Annotated in this window: 16 protein-coding genes; 13 read left to right on the forward strand and 3 right to left on the reverse strand. The window is 56.2% G+C overall.

Annotation, left to right across the window (positions count from 1 at the left end; all coding sequences use genetic code 11):
• Positions 1–46: 46 nt before the first annotated feature.
• Together B9A13_RS07875 and B9A13_RS14590 are read left to right on the forward strand one after the other, a co-directional pair.
• On the forward strand, positions 47–439 hold the full coding sequence (locus B9A13_RS07875; RefSeq protein ID WP_084234599.1) for a hypothetical protein: 393 nt from the start codon (positions 47–49) through the stop codon (positions 437–439).
• 189 nt (positions 440–628) lie between these two features.
• Positions 629–751: a hypothetical protein gene (locus B9A13_RS14590; RefSeq protein ID WP_278309010.1), complete on the forward strand. Its 123-nt coding sequence runs from the start codon at positions 629–631 to the stop codon at positions 749–751.
• Between the two features lie 500 nt (positions 752–1,251).
• On the opposite strand, the gene B9A13_RS07880 is transcribed toward B9A13_RS14590, so the two are convergent.
• The gene (locus B9A13_RS07880) at positions 1,252–6,378 is read right to left on the reverse strand and encodes an S-layer homology domain-containing protein (protein ID WP_143806916.1); all 5,127 of its coding nucleotides are present in this window, start codon (positions 6,376–6,378) and stop codon (positions 1,252–1,254) included.
• Positions 6,379–6,756: 378 nt separating this feature from the next.
• Here B9A13_RS07880 and B9A13_RS07885 point away from each other — a divergent pair, with 378 nt between their 5' ends.
• From B9A13_RS07885 to B9A13_RS07910, 5 genes are all read left to right on the forward strand, one after another.
• Positions 6,757–7,401 (forward strand): response regulator transcription factor, encoded by a 645-nt coding sequence (locus tag B9A13_RS07885; protein ID WP_084234601.1) that lies wholly within the window; start codon positions 6,757–6,759, stop codon positions 7,399–7,401.
• The gene (locus B9A13_RS07890; protein ID WP_084234602.1) at positions 7,398–9,887 is read left to right on the forward strand and encodes a histidine kinase N-terminal 7TM domain-containing protein; all 2,490 of its coding nucleotides are present in this window, start codon (positions 7,398–7,400) and stop codon (positions 9,885–9,887) included. Before B9A13_RS07885 ends, B9A13_RS07890 begins: the two co-directional genes overlap by 4 nt.
• Entirely contained in the window at positions 9,880–11,289 is a 1,410-nt protein-coding gene (locus tag B9A13_RS07895; protein WP_084234603.1) for a sensor histidine kinase, read from the forward strand. Before B9A13_RS07890 ends, B9A13_RS07895 begins: the two co-directional genes overlap by 8 nt.
• A gap of 602 nt (positions 11,290–11,891) precedes the next feature.
• Positions 11,892–12,812 carry a lysylphosphatidylglycerol synthase transmembrane domain-containing protein gene (locus B9A13_RS07905; protein ID WP_084234605.1) on the forward strand — a complete coding sequence of 307 codons (921 nt, stop codon included), beginning with the start codon at positions 11,892–11,894 and terminating at the stop codon, positions 12,810–12,812.
• A gap of 66 nt (positions 12,813–12,878) precedes the next feature.
• Positions 12,879–13,886 (forward strand): glycosyltransferase family 2 protein, encoded by a 1,008-nt coding sequence (locus tag B9A13_RS07910; RefSeq protein ID WP_084234606.1) that lies wholly within the window; start codon positions 12,879–12,881, stop codon positions 13,884–13,886.
• 151 nt (positions 13,887–14,037) lie between these two features.
• Here the strand turns inward: B9A13_RS07910 and B9A13_RS07915 are convergent, their stop codons facing one another.
• Complete coding sequence (locus B9A13_RS07915) at positions 14,038–14,694, reverse strand: Crp/Fnr family transcriptional regulator (RefSeq protein ID WP_084234607.1); 657 nt, start codon at positions 14,692–14,694, stop codon at positions 14,038–14,040.
• A gap of 105 nt (positions 14,695–14,799) precedes the next feature.
• On the opposite strand from B9A13_RS07915, the gene B9A13_RS07920 reads away from it, so the two are divergent.
• From B9A13_RS07920 to B9A13_RS07945, 6 genes are all read left to right on the forward strand, one after another.
• Positions 14,800–15,501: an ATP-binding protein gene (locus B9A13_RS07920; protein WP_084234608.1), complete on the forward strand. Its 702-nt coding sequence runs from the start codon at positions 14,800–14,802 to the stop codon at positions 15,499–15,501.
• A 15-nt stretch (positions 15,502–15,516) separates the two neighbouring features.
• On the forward strand, positions 15,517–15,831 hold the full coding sequence (locus tag B9A13_RS07925) for a cupin domain-containing protein (RefSeq protein WP_084234609.1): 315 nt from the start codon (positions 15,517–15,519) through the stop codon (positions 15,829–15,831).
• 630 nt (positions 15,832–16,461) lie between these two features.
• Positions 16,462–16,983, forward strand: coding sequence for a helix-turn-helix domain-containing protein (locus B9A13_RS07930; protein ID WP_084234610.1), 522 nt, complete (start codon positions 16,462–16,464; stop codon positions 16,981–16,983).
• A complete protein-coding gene (locus tag B9A13_RS07935) occupies positions 16,980–17,513 on the forward strand; it encodes a hypothetical protein (RefSeq protein ID WP_084234611.1) in 534 nt (177 codons plus the stop codon). Before B9A13_RS07930 ends, B9A13_RS07935 begins: the two co-directional genes overlap by 4 nt.
• A 75-nt stretch (positions 17,514–17,588) precedes the next feature.
• A complete protein-coding gene (locus tag B9A13_RS07940; RefSeq protein ID WP_341456024.1) occupies positions 17,589–17,924 on the forward strand; it encodes a DUF2500 domain-containing protein in 336 nt (111 codons plus the stop codon).
• Positions 17,925–17,932: 8 nt separating this feature from the next.
• Positions 17,933–18,346 carry a (deoxy)nucleoside triphosphate pyrophosphohydrolase gene (locus B9A13_RS07945; RefSeq protein WP_084234613.1) on the forward strand — a complete coding sequence of 138 codons (414 nt, stop codon included), beginning with the start codon at positions 17,933–17,935 and terminating at the stop codon, positions 18,344–18,346.
• A gap of 162 nt (positions 18,347–18,508) precedes the next feature.
• Here the strand turns inward: B9A13_RS07945 and B9A13_RS07950 are convergent, their stop codons facing one another.
• Complete coding sequence (locus tag B9A13_RS07950; RefSeq protein WP_084234614.1) at positions 18,509–18,937, reverse strand: RrF2 family transcriptional regulator; 429 nt, start codon at positions 18,935–18,937, stop codon at positions 18,509–18,511.
• Between the last annotated feature and the right edge of the window lie 351 nt (positions 18,938–19,288).

Below are 19,288 nucleotides of genomic sequence, written 5' to 3' on the forward strand. Positions count from 1 at the left end.
CGATAGACGGGGCTGGCTCCGGTCGATCCCCGGGTCGCTTGGGTAGATGGGTTTTGTTTTGGCCATACTCGCGTCGGTCACCTTGTTCCCGGCGGCGCTGATTGGCTCTGGCAGCGCGTGGATAGGCCGCGGCAGCTGGCAGTCGGCCGTTTTTGCGCTGTGGGATTCGATCTTCGCCGTGGGGATGAGCCTTGCGCTGATTACGTTCTTCCGCCGCTTCCTGAACGGAGGGAAAAAATTCGGCCGGTTTCTCTCCCGGCATTCCTTCGCCGTGTACGTCATCCATGTACCGGTCATCATTTTTCTGATGCTGGCTCTGTCCGGGCTGCAGACATATCCGCAGCTGAAGTTCTGCCTGGCGGCAGCCGTGGGGTTACCGCTCTGTTTTGGTATTGCCTGGCTGATCCGCAAGATCCCGTATGCAAAGAAGATCCTTTAGTTTTGCAGATTCCCCGGCCGAAAAACCGTAATCAAAAGTCCCCACCGCCTCTGCAATCAACGCAGTCGGGCGGTGGGGATTACCGTGCTTCTTTGCCGGGGGTTGACGCTTTCCATTGCCCGGCCGCCGAATTGAGCGCTGGATAGTGGGAGTATCCGCAATGCTGCTTAATAACGCTCAAGAAAACGCATGAAGAGAGCGGCTGTTTCGGCTCTGGGCGCCGACGGCGTGCTGGCGGGCAGCGCGGTGCTGGCAGGATATGACGTTTCGGAGAAAGAGGGGGCCGGACAGATCCTCTCGGACATGAACTAGGAACTCCGCCGCGTTATGAGCTTTACCTGCGCAAGGGATCTGAAAAGCATCGAGCCCACAGCGATCCGGTTTTGATTTTTTAAATGAAGCGGCCGGATGGCCGCCGCTTCATTTAAAAAAATCGGGTTTTAATGGAGAACACCTCGCAATAAATTCGCCGGAAGCGAAAAGAAGGTTGAAATGATATTTTCGGGAAATCACTCCTCGAAATAACGACGCGGGCCGCGGAGAACGGGCGGTGTCCTGCCGAAAAAAATCAGGCGGCTTTGAAGTTCAAAGACCGCCTGGCGGGGGAGTGATATTGCGGATTACTTTCTCACTAAAGGCAGCGGCGCGCCGGTATCTGCTCCGTCTGACAGCCGCTTATCCGCATTTTCTCTGTTTGGGATTTCCAACGATGCCGCTGCCGTTTCCGTACATTTCAAGGCGCCGCACAGCATACGCCGGGGATTTGCCTCGCCCGGATGTCCTTCGGAACGCTACCAGCGAAAACCGGCGCGTCACGACGCGCTGTTTACGATATATTCGATGAGCCGGCGGAATACCACCGCGGCCTCGGCGCGGGTGGAAGCCGCGAGAGGATCGAAGAGATTATCAGGCTTGCCGTTCAGGATCCCCGTGCCGCGCATGGAGTCCACGTCGTTCTGCGCCCAGCCGGCAATCTGCGCCTCGTCGTTGAAAGCAGCGCCCTTATCGGCAAGGTCAAGTCCCAGGAAGGTCATGAACCGCTGCATGATCGCGGCCATTTCCTGACGGGTGACGGGACGCTCGGGCTCGAATTTGTCCGCCGACACGCCCAACACGATGCCGTTTTCCGCCGCCCACTGGACATAGGGCGCGTAATAGGCGGCCTGCGGCACGTCGCCGAAGGGCACGTCGGTGTATTCACCGGGGTCCGCGCCGAACATGCGTCCGATCACCGTGACGAACATGCCGCGGGTCATGGGGGCGTCGGGCGCGAAGAGGTTCGGCGTGACGCCAAGGAACAGCAGCCTTGCGGAGTTGAAGTCGATATCGTTTTTGGCCCAGTGGCCGCCGATATCGTCGAAGTCTTTGGCGTTGTAGATGATTTCATATTGCACAGGCCCGCGGGAGATGTATTTCATCCGGGAGCCCTCCACGATGCCCAGGCCCACGATGAACTGTTCTCCGTCGGCATCGGTATAAAGGACCACGTTGCCCCAGGGGTTATCCGTTTCGGGCATATCCAAATAGCCGATCTTTCCGGCCGGAGGCACCTCATCCTCTTTCGCGGGTTCTTCCGGGGGCACATAGACTCCGATCTCGCCGCCGGAGGATGTGGTGAATTCCACATCTTCGCCGTAGCCTATACTGTCCAGTCCCTCGTAATTGAGAATGGCATACGCGCGCACATGATAGGCTGTTCCGGGGGTGAGCCCGATAGCGGCGGCCGAGAAGTCACCCGCCACGGCGAGTGCGTCCGTCAGTACGGTAACGCCCGGATCGCCCAGTTCCGGATCCTGGAAATCCCCGTAGACAAAACCGCGCTCTGTGAGGTACGGCACAGCCGCCGAATTTAGGGTAAGGCTGCCGCGGAAGGTGGCGCCGGCGGGGGTGAGCGCGGTCACCGGGTTCGTCTGAATGGTGTTTTCCGTGGTATCCAGCAGGGTGGTGAACGTCATGTCCTCACCGTAGCTGATGCCGCCCTCATTGATGGCATAGGCGCGGACATGGTAGGTCACACCGGACGCAAAGCCTGAAATCTGACCGGAAAAGCTGCCGGTTCCATCGCCCTCATCAACATGATACTCAGCGCGATATGTGGAGTTGCCGTAATTCGGATTTATGGTGTAGCTTGCCAGGAAGCCGCGCTCGCTCACTGTGGCGCTCCCCATGGCAGTCACCTCCCCGGTGAAGGTGCCGGAGGTGTAACCGGTCCCCGCTGCCGAAACCGTCACCACGGTGGGTAGGCTGCCCGTTTCCCAGAACGTCCAGTGGGCGTATATGGTTGTGGCTTCCTCATAGACCGTATGGGTCGTGATGGCGGTACCCTCCGACGCATCGGTGTACCAGCCATTAAAGACGTATTCATTGCCCGGCCACGTCGGGACCGGCAGGGACGCAAGTTTTCCATCAGCGTCGGTCAGCGCCGTGGCGGGGGAGAGGGAGCCGCCATTCGGATCGAAGGTGACGGTTTTGATTGCCGCTGTCGGCGTCCAGCGGGCGTAGACAATGACGTCTTCGGTAAAGACGGTGTCGGTGGTGATCTCGTCACCGCCGGAAGACAGGGTGAACCAGCCGTCAAAGATGTATCCTTCCCACTGCGCCTCGGGCAGCGCAGACAGTTTTCCTTCGGCGCCGACGATATCCGCCGCTGTCTCGCAGGTGCCGCCGTTTGCGTCAAACTGGACCGTGATGGGGCTGTCGACAGCCAGGAAGACCACCTCGTCGGTGCTGTAGGCCGTGCCGTTCGCCGTTAACGCATAGGCGCGGACATAGTATCTCATCCCCTCGGTCAGCCCGGTGAGAGCTGCGGCTGTGCGGCCCGGATCGGATCCCGCCCCCTCGCACTCGACGGCATTTTCTCCGGTGGTGGGAACCCCCGTGGTGTTGTAGACCAGGCCCCGCTGGAGGATGGGGTTGCCTCCGCTGGAAGTTACGTCCACGGTGAAGCCCGCCGACTTGTCATCCACGTCAAAGGGCCCGTACAGGGTGACGGCGGCAAGCGGGGCTTCGCCGGTGGTGAAGGAATAACTCTCTCCCCAAAAGGTCTCGTCATAAACGGTGGAGACATAGGGCCTGGCATAATAGGTCGTGGACGGCGAAAGCCCGCTGAAATCAGCCGTAAATGGATCCGTGCCCGCCCCGAAAACCGGAGAATACAAGACACCGGAGGTGATAAAATTCGGGTCGGGCGTGGCCGAGACCAGGATGCCGAGGCAGTAGGCCGCTCTGCTGCCGGTGCCGTCCTGAGTCATCTGCGCGGTGATGGAGGCATTGCTGGAGCCGGGTTCGGCCCCGGTGACGGCAAAGACGGGCGGGTCGGCCGTGTCGGTGGTGAAAGTCTCTACTCCTGATTGGCCGCAGCCGTCGGCGTTATAGGCGTAGATCCTGTAATAATAGGTCGTGCCGGTTCTCAGACCGGTCAGGTCGAACTGTTTGCTGACGGGTACTGTGGAGGTAAAGTTCAGTTCCCGGCTGTTCACGCCCTGCATGCCGAACGCCGGCTCGGTGATTTCGGACGACCAGACCATGAGCGCGCCGGAGAGCGGGCGCCCGTTGGGATCGAGGGATACGGTGACGCTTGCGCTCAGTTCGGCGACGGGGTCGGCCACGGGAATGCCGACAACGGGCGGGCCGCTGATGTGGGTGGTGACGGCGACGACGTCGCCGTACCTTACGGCGTAGCCGCCGATGCGGGTGGGATCGATCACCCTGGCGTAGCCTCTGAGATAATAGGTGGTGTTTCGAGTCAGACCCTCAATGGTCCCCATGCCTCTGTTGATCACAGTCGGCAGGGAAAACTCGCTTACGCCGTCACCGCCGAGGGTGGGCTCATGGTTGGTGGCGGAATAGAGGATAGACCCAGCGGCGGCGGGCGGCGACCAGGTCAGCTTAACGCCGATAGTGTTGGCTGTCACCCCGGTAATATCCAAAGAGGTGATGACGGGGGGCGCGACCGTGCCCAGCTCGGGATCCGTGGTGAAGGAAACGTCGGCCCCGTAGCCGAAGCCGGTACCGTTTTTCGCGCAGGCGCGCACATAATAGGTCGTGTCCGGAGACAGGCCGGTGAGCGTCCTGGAAAAATCTCCGTCGATATCGCCGGAGGACCAGTACTCGGTGTCGGGGCCGTTCACAATGGGATTCGGGAACTGGGAGAAGACGAAGCCGGTTTCGGTCACATCGTTGCCCGCGCCCGTAGGCTCGTCAAAGTGGCCCGAGACAAGGACGGAGGAGGTTGTGATGGTCGTCGGATTGATGGCTAAGGTCGTAACCGAGGGCAGGACGGCCTCCGACGTTTCGGTCGTGAAAAAGAGCTCATCTCCGTAGAACGTGCCGCTCTCGTTGTGCAGGAAGGCCCTATATTTATAAGTCGTCCCTGCAGCCAGGCCCGTGAGCGTCAGGTCGAACCGTCCCGTAATGTCGCCGTCCACGACGCTGTCCAGAACGAACTTCGACCCGGTGGCTCCCAAGGCGGGTGTGAGGGGAACCTGAGCGTATACGATGCCCCGCAGCGTGGGGGAAAGGCCGCCGGTGGAGGTCGCGAACCCGGACAGCTGAATGGACGAGCTGGTCTTGAATTCCTGATTGGCAAGGGTGGCGGCCTCCGGGCTGCGCAGGGTCATGAAGGGCAGCACGATGCCGTAAGTAACCCCTACGTTGGTGCGGACAAAGCTACGGAACCAGTAGTGCTGATTGGGTGTCAGATTGTCGAGCGGCGCGGAAATGGCGGTATCGTCGCTCTGGGAGGTGATGGGCACGTAAATCACTGTTGCGTCAGGGTCGTCGCGCCCCGGGTTTTCATTTGTATCGGAGTAGATGAAGCCTTGCTCCAGGATATAGGAATTGCCCACGCTTTCGATATAAGCGTGAAGCATCGCATGGGTGTCGCGGATGGCCGTCGCGGCCTGGGTGTGGATAATTGCTGCCGTGGCGGTGAGCGGTGTCGTGAAGGTTTTTGCGGAGCTCCAGGCTATAGCGCCCTGGCTTTTCAGTTCGACAACCGCGGCGTAATCGGTTTCAGCCGTCAGGCCGACCAGCCGGAACATCGCCCGTCCGGTGGTGCCGTCGTAATCCACCAGGCTGCCCACAACGACGTCCGGATCGAGAGGAATATTCACGCTGTCGGCAGGCGCTGCGTAAAGAGCGAGACTCTGCATCGTGTCGCGCGGATCCATCGTCACATCGGCATAGACATAGGTCGACGCCGTGTGGGGCGAGACGGAGTCAATGGCGACGGCGGGAAAGCTGTAAGTCGTGAAATATAGCTTGGAAGAATAGCCTATGAAAGAGTGGACATTGGAGATGCTCGCCTGGGCGACATAGGCGGTACCGGGCTCCAGGCCGGAGAGTGTATGGCTGTAGCGCAGCAGATTGTCGCTGTCCGACCAGACCCTCGGCCCCACGGATGCGACCGCGCGGGCATCGTCTGCCTGGAGGTTTTCTCCGGTGTCCTCCGCAGCCTTGTAGATCACCAGCTGCTCCCCAAGCAGTTCCCCCGACAGGTTCCAGACCGGGTTCGCCGGGTCAAAGGGGAATCCCGTGCCGGTGCTCACGAGGGTAGCTTTCAGGGAGACGGAGGTCGCCGTGAGCCCTTGCAGCTGGATAGCGCCCAGCGTCGGCCGCGCCGGTTCCGGCGTCGTGACGGGGAACAGGTCGCTGTAATAGTAATGCTCGGCGACATTCACGTCGTCATACCACCCCGCGGAGCCCTTGATCCGGACGTAATACTGCGTTTCGGGCTCAAGACCCCCGACAATGCAGCTGTAATCGCCCCTCGGATCGGTGCCGTACGGGATGTTGAAGTTATAGGTCGTCACCTTCTGCAGGGTGGTGCCGGACTTTTTCAGGACATCCACCAGCAGCTCCTGCCTGCTGTCCTCGGAACTGTCCTTCCCATAATGGAAAGTCACATGGATCTTGGTGGTGCTGTAGGGTGTTGCCATAATATCGATAATAAACTGCGAGCCCGCTGCGGCCCGGATTGGCGCAATTGTCAACAGGCCTGTAAATACAGCAGAGAAAGCCAGCAGGAAGGAGAGCGCTTTTTTCAATAACGGTTTTCGCATGGATATCCTCCTTTAATCCCGGCCAATCGCTTGGCGGCAGAGTAGATTGAAAGTCGCTCCGGTCCACTTCAATCATAAAGAAAGTTCCATGCGCTGCACAGCTCAAACGGGGTGGATGCGAAACCGTTTTTCAATCCTTTTGGATGAATTTTTTACCAATTTTTCAGCCTCTATGACATTGTCAGAAATACCGCTTCATGCTATGCTGAAGATAAGAAAGACCGGCGGCGGATTTGCCGTGAGGAGTGAACCGGAATGCGAATTATCGTAGTGGAGGACCAGAATCTCGTGCTTGATTCTCTTGTCAATCTGATCTCCGGCGAACTGGATTTCGAAGTGGTGAAGGCGCTGACCGATGCGTCTTTTGTGGATGCCGCCTGTGAAAAGCTGCGGCCGGATGTTGTTTTAATGGATGTCTGCACGGAAAACGGCTCCAGCGGCCTGAAAGCGGCCGTCCGGCTGCACCGGGACTTCCCCGATATCAAGGTGATTATCATGACCGGCCTTCCGGACCTGTCCTTCATTGACGAGGCGCGGGAGGCCGGCGTTTTCAGCTTTATTTATAAAAATTTAAACGCCAGGGACCTCATTGCCGTTCTGCGCCAGGCTGAGAAAAATTACAGCACCTGGCCGACAAAGCCCACCATGCCCATCCTTGGCTATAACGAACTGAGCGAACGCGAAGTGGAGGTGCTGCGTTTTTACTGCAGGGGCATGAGCAGACAGGATATCGCCGAACATTACGGACTTTCCGAGAACACGGTAAAAGGGTACGTCCGCTCCATCCTGTCGAAAACCGGCTATGACAGCATCGCGAAGCTCACGATGTACGCTCTTGCAAACGGATATATAACGCCTCACGGCAGCGGACCGCCAGGAGAGAAGGCGACGGACGGATGAAGCGTCTGACGATATTCGCAGCCGTTCTGTTTCTCTCGCTGGCCGCCTTTACAGCGTTCAGCCTGACGGGCCTCCTGCCGCAAAACACGCCGCGGACGGCGGCGCTGCTCAACGATCAGGCCCCCGAACCGTATAATCGTCTTATCATGCGGGAACTGGACGGTTTCACCGTCAAGTATCATTTCAATAAATACATGCTGCATTTGATCGGCAGCAGCATCGCCTATGTTCAGGCGGAGGACGCGCGGGTCCTTCCACGACTTGACGAGGGAATGCCGGGCCGGTTTTTTCCGCACTACATTTCCACTGTCGTCTTTTTAATGCCGGAGAATATGGAGCCGATCCGGTCTTTTGCCGAGCTGTATGCTTCGCCCTGCCGGTTTTTTGTGACCAGAAAGCATATGGCCCGGGTCCTTCCGGCCATGGCGCTGGCATTGAACGGCGGCGCCTCGCTGGACGAAGCGGTCTCTCTTCTTGCACTTCTTCAGGAGGAAGGCCGGCTGATCGTTGGAGAGACTACGGGGGAATTTGAGAGCGTGATGGATGGCCGAACCGTGGCACTCGTTCCGGACGACGAGGGAGCCCGGCTCATCTTATCCGGCCTGCCCGTGATGATGCATGTTCCGTCTGACGGGACTTACAGCTTCACCGTAGGCCTTTTCGCGCCGTCCGACTCGGCTGCGGAAATCGTCTTTACATCAGACGAACTGGTGGAAGCCGGACTGCGGACAACAGACGGCCGGACGCTCCCGGGGCTGTATCCGGACGCGTCCGAATACTTGGCCGCCGTAAAGGCGCTGGGGGACCCCGATTATATGCTCCTGGCGCACGATACGGTACCGGCTTACCGCCGGGGCGTGATGGGAACGCACCTGTTTTCCACCGCCGACGGAAGCGAGCGGGTGGCGCTGTATATACCCCTTGCGATTCTGATCGTTTTCTGGGGCGTCAGTCTCTCCTGGCGCGTCGTCGACCGGGGACTGAGAAGACTCTTGCAGACTCAGACGGCTTTGCTCCTTCTGTGGCTGCTGATCGTGCTGCTCAAACAGTCGGCGGATACGGATTTAACCCGCTTTCTATGGTATCTGTATTACCTGCCGCTCATAGGCAGCGCCGCGGTGCTTGCGCTTACCTCCATCCATATCGGCGGAATTATACCGGAACACTGGAAAAAAGTCCGCACGGCGATTCTTGTGCCGAGCGGGCTAATTGTGCTGATGGTCATGACCAACGATCTGCATCAGTTTGTATTCCGTTTTACGTCGGAACTGCTGCCGGCCGAATCATACGAATACCAGCCCGGTTTCTTTCTGCTTTTTGCATGGGTCGCTTTTCTGGCGCTGGGCGGGCTTATGATTCTCTACCGCTGTGCGGGAAACCGCAGAAACGGCCGGTATATTGTGCTGCTCAGCGGACTTGTCGGAAGCATAGCGCTTTATAACATTCTGTATATTGCCGGCGTTTCGTTCATACGGCAGACGCAGATGGGTCCGGTCCACGTCGTTTTTATTCTTCTGCTCTGGGAGCTGACGCTGCGCAGCGGGCTGATTCCGTACAACCGGTACTACAGGCTTCTGTTCGAGTCCAGCCGTCTGTCCTTGTACCTCGTCCGGCATGACGGGAGCGTTCACAGTGATTCCTCCGGCGCCGAGCCTTTGCCCCCGGATATCACTGCCGGAATTACCGGGGGCCGGCGCCTGTTTTTTGCACCGGACGATCCCGGCGGAGCACTGGGACCCGATTACGAGGCGGCGGAAATCTCTGGCGGCTTTGTCGTCTGGAAGCACGATCTTTCGGGTATCCGCAGCCTGAATAAAAACCTCCGAAGAATTCGGCAGAGCCTTTTGGGCCAGACGGCCCTTCTTGAAAAACAGGTGGAGCAGGAACGGGTTTCTCAGGCCCTCTCGGCCCGCAGGCATATGCTGGAACGCCTGGACGGGCTGGTGCGGCCCCGCCTCGATGAAGTGGGAAGGCTGGCGGAGCGGCTGTCGCCGTCTTTATCTGAAGCCGAATTCAGATCGGTACTGCGGGATATTATAAGCCTTATCGGTTACTGCAAGCGGATAGGGCTTCTTCACCTCGGCGCTCTGCCGGACGGATCGGTTCCGGCACGGCTGGTTACTCTGCTTCTCCAGGAAATCTGCGCCGACAGCGCGGAGGATAAAATGGAGATCGCGCTGTATGGAGAACCGTCCGGTGCCATAAGCCTCCGTGAAGCGATCGGATATCTTGATTTTTGCCGCGATCTGTTTTCTGTTTTGCGCGACTGTGCATCCGGCAGCATATTCGTGCATGCCGACGATCCGGACGGTGCCCTGGCGCTCGGTTTTCTCTGCGATCTGCCTGCGGAATCTCTCGAAGATCTCAGAGCGTTTGCTGAAAACAGGCGATCTGTGCTGGCAAAGGGAAGCCTTACTCTGAACGTCATCTTTGAAGATCCCTCTTTGCGCCTGGTGCTGCGAAAGGAGGGAAAACCCGTTGACTGAGCTGATCGGACTGAGCAATCTCACCCTGAATCTGCTGTTTGCTCTCTTCTTTCTCGCGCTGCTCGTTTCCTGCCTTCTCATCTATTTCGTATTGACAGGAATACGTCTGGACAAAGCAAACACGGCCTTTGAAGCACTCCTTCTGGCCTGGCTGATGTGGGTCAGTTGGTTTATCGGAGCGCTGAAAGACAATCTCTTCAACGGCCTTATTTTGATGCCGGGGGCGGATCTCCGCCTTTTTCTGGTTCCGGCGGCTGTACTCGGCTTCTATCTTGCGGTGCGTACCCGCCGCCTGCGCTTCTGGCTGTCGGCTCTTGCGCTGCTGGTGGTCCTGCCTGTGTTCGACCCTTTGTCCGCCGGCTTGCTCGGGCTGCGTCTGACAGCGTCCGGCGCGGTGCTGGGACTGCTCGGCCTTCTGGAGCTGTCGAGAAGGCTGACGGATTTTCGGGAGAACATCACCGGTCTGTCCGTCAAGGAGGCGCTTGACAGGCTGCCGGACGGGTTGCTGTATGCCGGAAAAGGCTACCGTCCCGTCTCGGTAAACCGGCGTGCGCGGGAAATGCTCGGCAGTCTCGGCCTTTCGGCTTACGACCGCGTCGACGTTCTCTGGAACGCCCTTTCGTGCCATCCGAACCGAGTTCCGGAAACGGACAGCCCGGACGGGCTTTTAATCCGCGCGGGGGAAGGTTTCTGCTATTATATTCAGAAATATCCCATTGCGGTCGGGCGCAGGAGCTTTACCCAGCTTTATCTCCGGGATGTGACGGAGGAATTTCATGTCGCAGCGCAGATCAGAGACGAAAACAGACAACTTGAAGAAAATGCGAGGGAGCTCAAGAGACTCCTCGAGCTTGCCGAGAAAAATGCCTGGAGAAAAGAAATTTTAAATTCCCGCGCCCGCCTGCACGACGTGCTCAGCCAAAGGCTTTCCCTGACGCGTGTTTTGCTGGGAAGCCTGGGGAAGACGCCGGATGTCAAGCGGATCAATGAAATCAAGGGACTGCTCCGAAATATCGGACAGGATTTGTTTTACGAGCCGGAGCTTTCGCCCCAGGTGCGGCTGGAGCAGCTGATTCAGATGTACCGGACCATCGGGACCGATATTACCTGCGCGGGCCGGCTTCCCGAACCCAATGATATAGCCGACACATTTGTCAAGATCGCGCGCGAAGCGTTTTCCAACGCGCTTCGGCATGCGGGTGCGTCGCATATTCTCTTGCGTTTCCGCGAGGACGAATCGAGCTGCGAAATGTCGGTCTCAAATGACGGATATTGTCCCGCCGGGCCCCCGAAAGAAGGTAACGGCATGCAGAACATGCGCGCGCGGCTGGAGCCCTTCGGCGGGAAAATGGAGGTCAGCGCACAGCGGGAATTTTGTATCCATGTATCTGTTCCAAGATGATTCGGACGGATGCAGGCCTGGGCTGTTATGGATGCCGGGGTGCTCCAATCAGACCCGGCGATCGAATAATCGCTTGCCCGGGCGGCGATGGGAAAATGGGGAGCGAAACGCCGGAAGCCTCGAAACGCGGGGCTTCCGGCGTTATTCCATCCGTCTGCAGAATAAAAACGACGGTTTTCTCTTAAACTGTGCTTTTCAGTCAGGCGGAGGGCGGACGCCCGCGGGGCCGAATTTTGCATACTTCGCCCCAAAGCCGGTAAACACAAAATTCACCGACTTTTCCGTGACTTCCCTTTGGCTCATCTTAGCACAGCTGCGATAAAACCGCCTTGCCGCTGGTTGACTTCGTTTCCAGTCGTGTCCGGATCCATGATTCAGCTGAAAAATACTTCCGGTGGCGCTGAGCGCCGACTCATTGTATAATGGGAAACGGATAAAGCCCCGCAGACGGCCTGGTCTTGCCGTCCCTGTCTGCGCAGTATAATATTTATTTAATAAAGCCATAAATTAATATTCAAATATCGGGGATGAACCTGGTATAGTATATGTGGTATGATAAGCACGGCGGGAGATAAAATTCATATGGAACTGGGAGCCGCGAAATGACCACGAAAATGAAATTAAAACTGTTGATCGGTGTTGTCATTACCGTCGCCATTGTCTATTATTCCGTCACTTCGTTAAAGGATCTGCATCCGGCTGCGCTCTTTCAGAAAAACATCAACTGGTGGATCGTGGCGCTCTCGGTCGCCGTCTATATCTATGCCAATTATATCCGGGGGCTTGCATTTACGCACGGTATCGATAAGAACATGGATCGGCTGACCGCCTTTCAGGTGATGGGCATCGGGCACGCGGTGAATATGGTTCTGCCTCTTCACGCGGGGGAAGGCATCCGCATTGTTTTTTTCCCGGCCGACTACAGCGTCAGACGGCGCACGGAGCTGATGATTATTTCGGCTATAGCGGACGTTGTCGCAATCCTCATGATTTCACTGTTTTCGGTTCCCTTTTCCGGATTTACGGATCCGCTTGTGCTCAGAACGCTGCGTATAGTATCATTGATTTGTCTCGGCCTGACCGCACTGCTGGTAATCGTCGTCCTTTTCGTTCCCAGGTTCCATAAATATTCCGAAGAGTATCTGAACCTTGCCATGGCGAAAATGATGGTCTGGGTTCTCCTTTCATGGATATTGCTGCTGATATCCGTCTGGGTGGGCCTGATTTCCTTCGGCTTTCCGATGGTGGAGTCCATACGCATATCCCTTGCCGTTTTTGCCGTGACGAACATCATCAACTTCATACCCGCCTCGCCGGGCGCCATCGGCCTTTTTGAATATGGGACCATCCTCGCAATGGCAGGGCTGGGGATTGACCGGACGGTTGCGCTGGAAACAAGTTTGCTGCTGCACCTGATTCAGTATATGGCTCTTCTGCCCATGGGAACGGTTTTGTATATTTTGGCGCTGCACGGAAAATACGGAGAGAAGCTCAGGAACTTTTTCAGAAAAAGACGGCAATAGGAACGGCACGATTCCGCCGCTGCCGGGTGTATAAAGACAAAAAATAAAGGAGAGACAAGAGCGGGAATGAACAATACCAAACTTTTATCGATCGTTGTTCCATGCTATAATTCTCAGGACTACCTCCGCCGCTGCCTGAACACCCTGATTCAGGGGGGTCCGGAGGTGGAAATAATTGTTGTGGACGACGGTTCCACGGATAAAACGGCGGAAATTGCCCGGGAATACTGTACCCGCTTCCCCAAAATGGTCCGTCTGAAGCAAAAGGAAAACGGCGGACACGGCTCGGCGATCAACTGTGGGCTGGAGATGGCTGTCGGAACTTATTTCAAAGTGGTGGACAGCGACGACTGGCTGAACGTTCCGGCTTATAAGGAACTGCTCTCAAAGCTGCGCGGCGTCGGCCCGGTCGATCTCGTCATCGCCAACTATGTTTATGAGTATGTCTATACCGGCAAAAGCTACACGGTGCGCTACAGGAATGTTTTCCCCCGGGACAGGGTCATATCCTGGGAGGAAATGCGTCGGTTTCGCCTGGAACAGCTGATGCTTATGCATTCCATGATCTATCGTACGGACCTGCTCAGGCAGTGCGGGCTGGTTCTCCCGGAACACACCTTTTACGTGGACAATCTTTTCGCGTATCTGCCCTTGCCTTATGTAAGAAGCCTGATCTATTTCGACTGCGATCTGTACCGCTATTTTATAGGCCGCCCGGACCAGTCCGTTAACATGAATGTCATGGTTAAGCGCATCGATCAGCAGCTTACGGTTACATATCGGATGATCGAGGCCTTTGACGTCTACAGCGATATCGGGTCTAAAGAGCTGAAGCTGTACATGATTCATCACCTTTCCATGATGGTGGCCACCAGCATCGTGTACATAAACCTTGCGGAAGAGAACGACAAGGCGGATCGTCTCAACGCGTATATCCGGCAGAAGGACGAGAGACTGTATGCCGCTATCCGCTGGAATTTCCTGAATGTCTGCGCAAACCTGTCGCAGGTTTTCGGGCAGCGCACGACACTGCAGGCGATGAAGATAGCAAAGCGCATTTACAAATTCAGCTGAGGAAAGAGACCGCGTACGATTTCCACATACCGGATACCAACGAGCTCCGGGGGTACAGATCTTTTGCCAAAAACGGACCGGTAAAACGCGGAATGCCGGGGGAAATTAAGCGCTCGAAAGACGCTTCGGGCGCCGATGCCGGATCACTGCCCTACAGAAGTTCAAATTCGTCCCTGTGAAAATTCAAAACACCCTCTTTTCTGAGCTTTGAAAGCACCGCCGACATTGCGCTGCGCTCGACGGAAAGGTAATCCGCCAGTTCCTGCCGGTCAAACGGGATGCAAAAACGGCTGCTTCCCGACTTTTGCGCTTCTGACGACAGGTAGGACAGAAGCTTTTCCCGGGTGGAGCGCTTGGAAATGAATTCGATTTTTTGCGTCAGCGCGATATTCTTCCGGGCTACAATATCCAGCATGTTCTGAATCAGCCTGCTGTGAAAGCCGCACGCCTTCTGGCATGGAGCGGCAAGCCTGCGGCAGTCGATAAAAAGAAGCTCGCTTTCGGTCGTCGCCATCACGCTGACCGGAAGCGTTTTATTGTCCGCGCAGGCGAAAGATTCGCCGAACAGATTGCCCGGCCCGATTTTTGCCAGAATACTTCGATTTCCGTAATAATCATCCTGTACGACCTGTACCTGCCCGGACAAAACGATGCCGAAAGAATCGGTGGGCTCGCCGCTGTGAAACACGGCGCTTCCTTTCTCGTAATGAGCCTGTTTCGCGGACAGGCAGGACAGAAGCGGCTCCAGGTCGGACGTTTCAATCCCCAGGAACAGGTCGACGGATGCAAGGATATCCGGATAATTCATCGTATGTCCCTTCTGTTGGATTTCCAACATACTTTTTTCTTTCAGAATAGTAGACTTAAAGCGTAAAGTCAATGGGAACCCCCTGGAAAGAGAAAGGTGACAGATATGTTCCGGAAAATCATCAGGATCGACGAAGAGAAGTGCACGGGATGCGGAAAATGCGCCGAAGCCTGCCACGAAGGCGCTATCGGCATGGTAAACGGAAAGGCCAGACTGCTCAGGGACGACTACTGCGACGGTTTGGGAGACTGCCTGCCGGCCTGCCCCGCCGGGGCAATCGGGTTTGAAACACGCGAAGCGTCGGCGTACGACGAGTCCGCCGTGCAGGAGAACAAACGGAATCGGCAGGACGGCAGCTCGTGCAGCTGCCCCGGCACGCAGCCGAAAGCCGTACGGCACGACTCCGCCGGTCAGGCTGCCGCCTCCGACAGGAGCGAACCCATAAGCCGACTTGCGCAGTGGCCCGTCCAGATCAAGCTTGCTCCGGTAAAAGCACCGTATTTTGCGGACGCGAATCTTCTCATTGCCGCCGACTGCACGGCTTATGCCCGCGGCGATTTTCACAGCCGTTTTATGAAAAACCGGATCACGCTGATAGGCTGCCCCAAGCTGGACGACGGGGATTACGGCGATAAGCTGACGGCGATTCTGAAAAACAACGAGATAAAAAGCGTAACGATAGTCCGCATGGAGGTCCCCTGCTGCGGGGGGATTGAAAACGCGGTGAAAAGGGCGCTGCAAAGCAGCGGAAAATTTCTGCCGTGGCAGGTCGTCACCGTGGCGGCCGACGGAAGAATCCTGGAATAAAAGGAGGGAAAACCTATGGTGGAACAAGTATTTATACTGTCTGCGGGCGATGAAAAAGCAGTGGAAAAAGTCATCTTCGACGAGAACCTGCATTATATCCATCTGGTATTCGGCAGGGACGAGGGGCTTCCCGAGCATTATTCCAATGCAAATCTTTACATGACCGTCATAAGAGGCAGGCTTTCCATCGGGCTGGATGAGCAGGAGATCCACGAATATAAAGCCGGTACCTTGCTGAAGATCCCGTTTCATACGAAGATGAACGTGAAGAACCTGCATTCGGAAACGCTGGAGCTGATTCTTGTGAAAGCTCCTGCCCCAATAAGCTGAGGGAAACAGCCGGCAGGTTCTTTCCCAAAAACGGGGATATGAAGCGGGATGCTGAAACTCGGGAAAAACGCAGGCGAATCCCAAGCACATAAAAAATCACCCGCCGGGTGATTTTTTATGTGCTTGGGAAGGGGAAAAAGTCGTCCGTATTGGCCTTTTCCGGAATGCGCATGAGTTTCAAACCAAGACGGAACGTATCGTCGGTAGGGGAGCTTTGTAGAAACGGGAGCATTCAATACAATTAACCGATAAAAAGCAAAGACAAGACGCATGGCTGTCCCCTCGCCTTCGGCGAGGGGACAGCCATGCTGTTTCATTTGTTGTATCAACATTTTTATTGAAGCCCGGTACAAGTATGATAACTTCCGAGAAATAACAGCGGGGAAGGGTTCCGTTTTGTTGGAGCGATATGGTATACTGGTTAAAGCGCGCGCTGGCTGGTATGCACGGTTTTTTCATTTTTCGCAGTTGGGTGTCTGATGCTTTTTTGCAGTGCAACCCTCGGTTGCGGATCTTCCAGGCCGGATTGCTGGAACGCAACCGCGGCATTGGGTAAGGTAAGGGAAGCCGGACACGGCGCTCCCCGGCACTTCCCGTGCCGGAGGGATTAAGAAAAAGGAGAACAGCCGGATGACATTGGGCGAAAAACTGCAGCAAGTGAGGCGCCAAAGGGGCCTTTCCCAGGACCGGCTGGCGGAAATGCTGAACGTGTCCCGCCAGGCCGTTTCCAAATGGGAGCGGGACGAAGCGGTTCCGGAAACGGACAAGATAATCCGCCTGAGTGAAATCTTCTCCGTGAGCACGGACTTTCTGTTAAAAGAGGAGCCTGCGGGGGAAGGGCGGACAGAGCGGAAACAGGAACCGGATTTTTTCCGGGAAATGGGACAGCTGTTTCGGCGAAAATGGTATTATCTCGGATATGCCGTCGTGGCCTGGGGAGCCTGGGACCTTGTGCAGGCGCTCTTCATACGCATGATTTGGGGAGGCATGAGCGGATATTTGGATGACGGTTCCGGTTTTTCGGTCATCGTGGGCGCTCCTGTGAACATGCTCTGGCTCCTTATAATTCCCGGCGTGGTCAAGATGTTGTGCGGCGCGTTGATTGTAATTTTCGGAAGACGATACTTGAAAAAGACGGAGGGAACGTTTTGAGAAACATATGGATCGGAATGATTTTGATTTTTCTGGATTTCAATCTGAACATCGGAAGCTCCCAGATTGGGCTCATCCCCGATTTTCTGGGCTATATCATACTGATAAACGGACTGTCAGAGATGAACCGGGAAAGCCCGCAGTTCGGCAGGGTGAAGCCCTTTGCCATCGGGATGGCCATATACACCGCGATACTGTATGTGATGGATTTTCTGGGGATTTCCGCCGCTTTGGGCGGGTTTCCCTACCTCTTGGGGGTCGTCTCCACTTTGGTTTCTTTATATATTTCCTATCATATCGTGACGGGCGTGCGTGAGATCGAGGAAACCCGCGGCACCTTTATGAACGGGGACGCCCTGAAGACGGCATGGAACAGACTGGCTGTTTTCAGCGTGATCGCCCTGTTCGCCGTCTGGATTCCCTTTTTGGCTCTGTTTATTCTGATAGCGGGCTTTATCGTATCGATTTTGTATCTGGTCGCTTTCAACACAGCCAAAAAACTGTATTATGAGCCGGCGGCCCGGCTATAAGCCCCCTGTGGAGAGTGAGAGGAGAAAACGCGGCATATGTTCGGTAACGGGTTCTTTTTTAGTATTTTTCCCCTGATGTTCGGATCGGTCTTTGTTTTTATAATTGGAATTATTGTTGTGACGGCAGTTAGAGGCATCGGCCAATGGAATAAAAACAACAGGTCCCCGGTTCTGACGGTGGACGCCGAAGTCGTGGCCAAACGGTCGAAGGTGACGCACCACCGTCATAATACCTCGGATGCGGACCTCTATATGTCCTCTTCCACCAGTTATTTCGCCACCTTTCAGGTGGAAAGCGGAGACAGGATGGAGCTGGGCATGTCGGGCAGGGAATACGGGATGCTGGCGGAGGGAGACCTGGGAAGACTTACCTTTCAGGGGACCCGGTATCTGGGTTTCGAGAGGAAGTGAAGGACACTGTGACGGAAGTGGTGGCGGCGCTGATATGGGAGGACGGCAGGTTCTTGATCTGCCGGCGCCCGGCCCATAAGGCCCGAGGCCTTCTATGGGAATTTGCCGGCGGAAAGGTGGAGCCGGGGGAGACAGGGCCCCAGGCGCTTATCCGGGAGTGCCGGGAGGAGTTGGGGATTGAAATCAGCGTTGGGGATGTATTCGCGGAAGTGACCCATGCCTATCCGGACCTGACGGTACACCTGACGCTGTTTAACGCCGGGATTAAAAGCGGCGTGCCGGAGATGCGGGAACACTGCGGCCTTCGGTGGATTACCGCCGGGGAAACAGCCCGATATGACTTTTGCCCGGCGGATCGGGAGATCATCGAAAAACTGGGCGGAGTATGGAAGAATGGTTTCGAAAAACCGGTACGGGAATAGCTGGTTTAAAAAGCTGTGCAATCCGCTGTGTGAATAACAAAATCAGGCTGCGGCAAAACGATATCGTGCGTTTTGCCGCAGCCTCATATTTTTGCAGTGCTTCGCTCTCATGGGTAGCTCCGCAAAGCCATAGGTTTACGCGTTTTTAGAACAAATGCCGCCTTATATGACATAGTCGCCGGAGGAGATGTTTTTCGCCAGATCTCCCACCGTGATCCCTTCAAAATAACCGTCGATCAGACGATCCAGCTCGGTCCACATGGGAAGCGTTCTGCAGCTTGCCGCCCGGCTGCAGTGAGCATCCTTATGCTCCAGACAGGCGACGGGCGCAAGCGTGCCCTCCGTCAGCTTCAGAATGCTGCCCACGGTGTATTCATGGGGGGCTCGGTTGAGCCTGTAGCCGCCGCCCTTGCCGTGAACCGCGTCCACCAAACCGGCTTTCGACAGAACGGTCATAATGCTTTCCAGGTACTTGGGGGAGATATCCTGCCGCGCGGCGATATCCTTCAGCGGAACGTAAACGCCGGTGTTGTGTTCCGAGAGGTCCACCATCACGCGCAGGGCATATCTTCCTTTTGTGGATACCATCATGATATGGCACCTCCGGAATAAAATCGGTATTAAATCCTCGCAGCGGTTAAAATAGCGGCATCTTCCAAAAGCGCATCATGGTATAGGGGCCGCTTTGCGGCTATTGTACCACAGGCGCGAAGCGGCTCGTGGTATATGGCATCGCCGCCGGTTGCACCGCGAGGTGCGAGGCGGAGGCGCCGTCGAACCTGGTATAATAGATGCTTTGCGGCTATTATACCACAGGAGCGAAGCGGCTCGTGGTATATGGCATCGCCGCCGGTTGCACCGCGAGGTGCGAGGCGGACGCGCCGTCGAACCTGGTTAATAGACGCTTTGCGGCTATTATACCACAATGTGCTCGAGAGAATC

Source organism: Papillibacter cinnamivorans DSM 12816 (assembly GCF_900176335.1).
Lineage (GTDB): Bacteria > Bacillota > Clostridia > Oscillospirales > Oscillospiraceae > Papillibacter > Papillibacter cinnamivorans.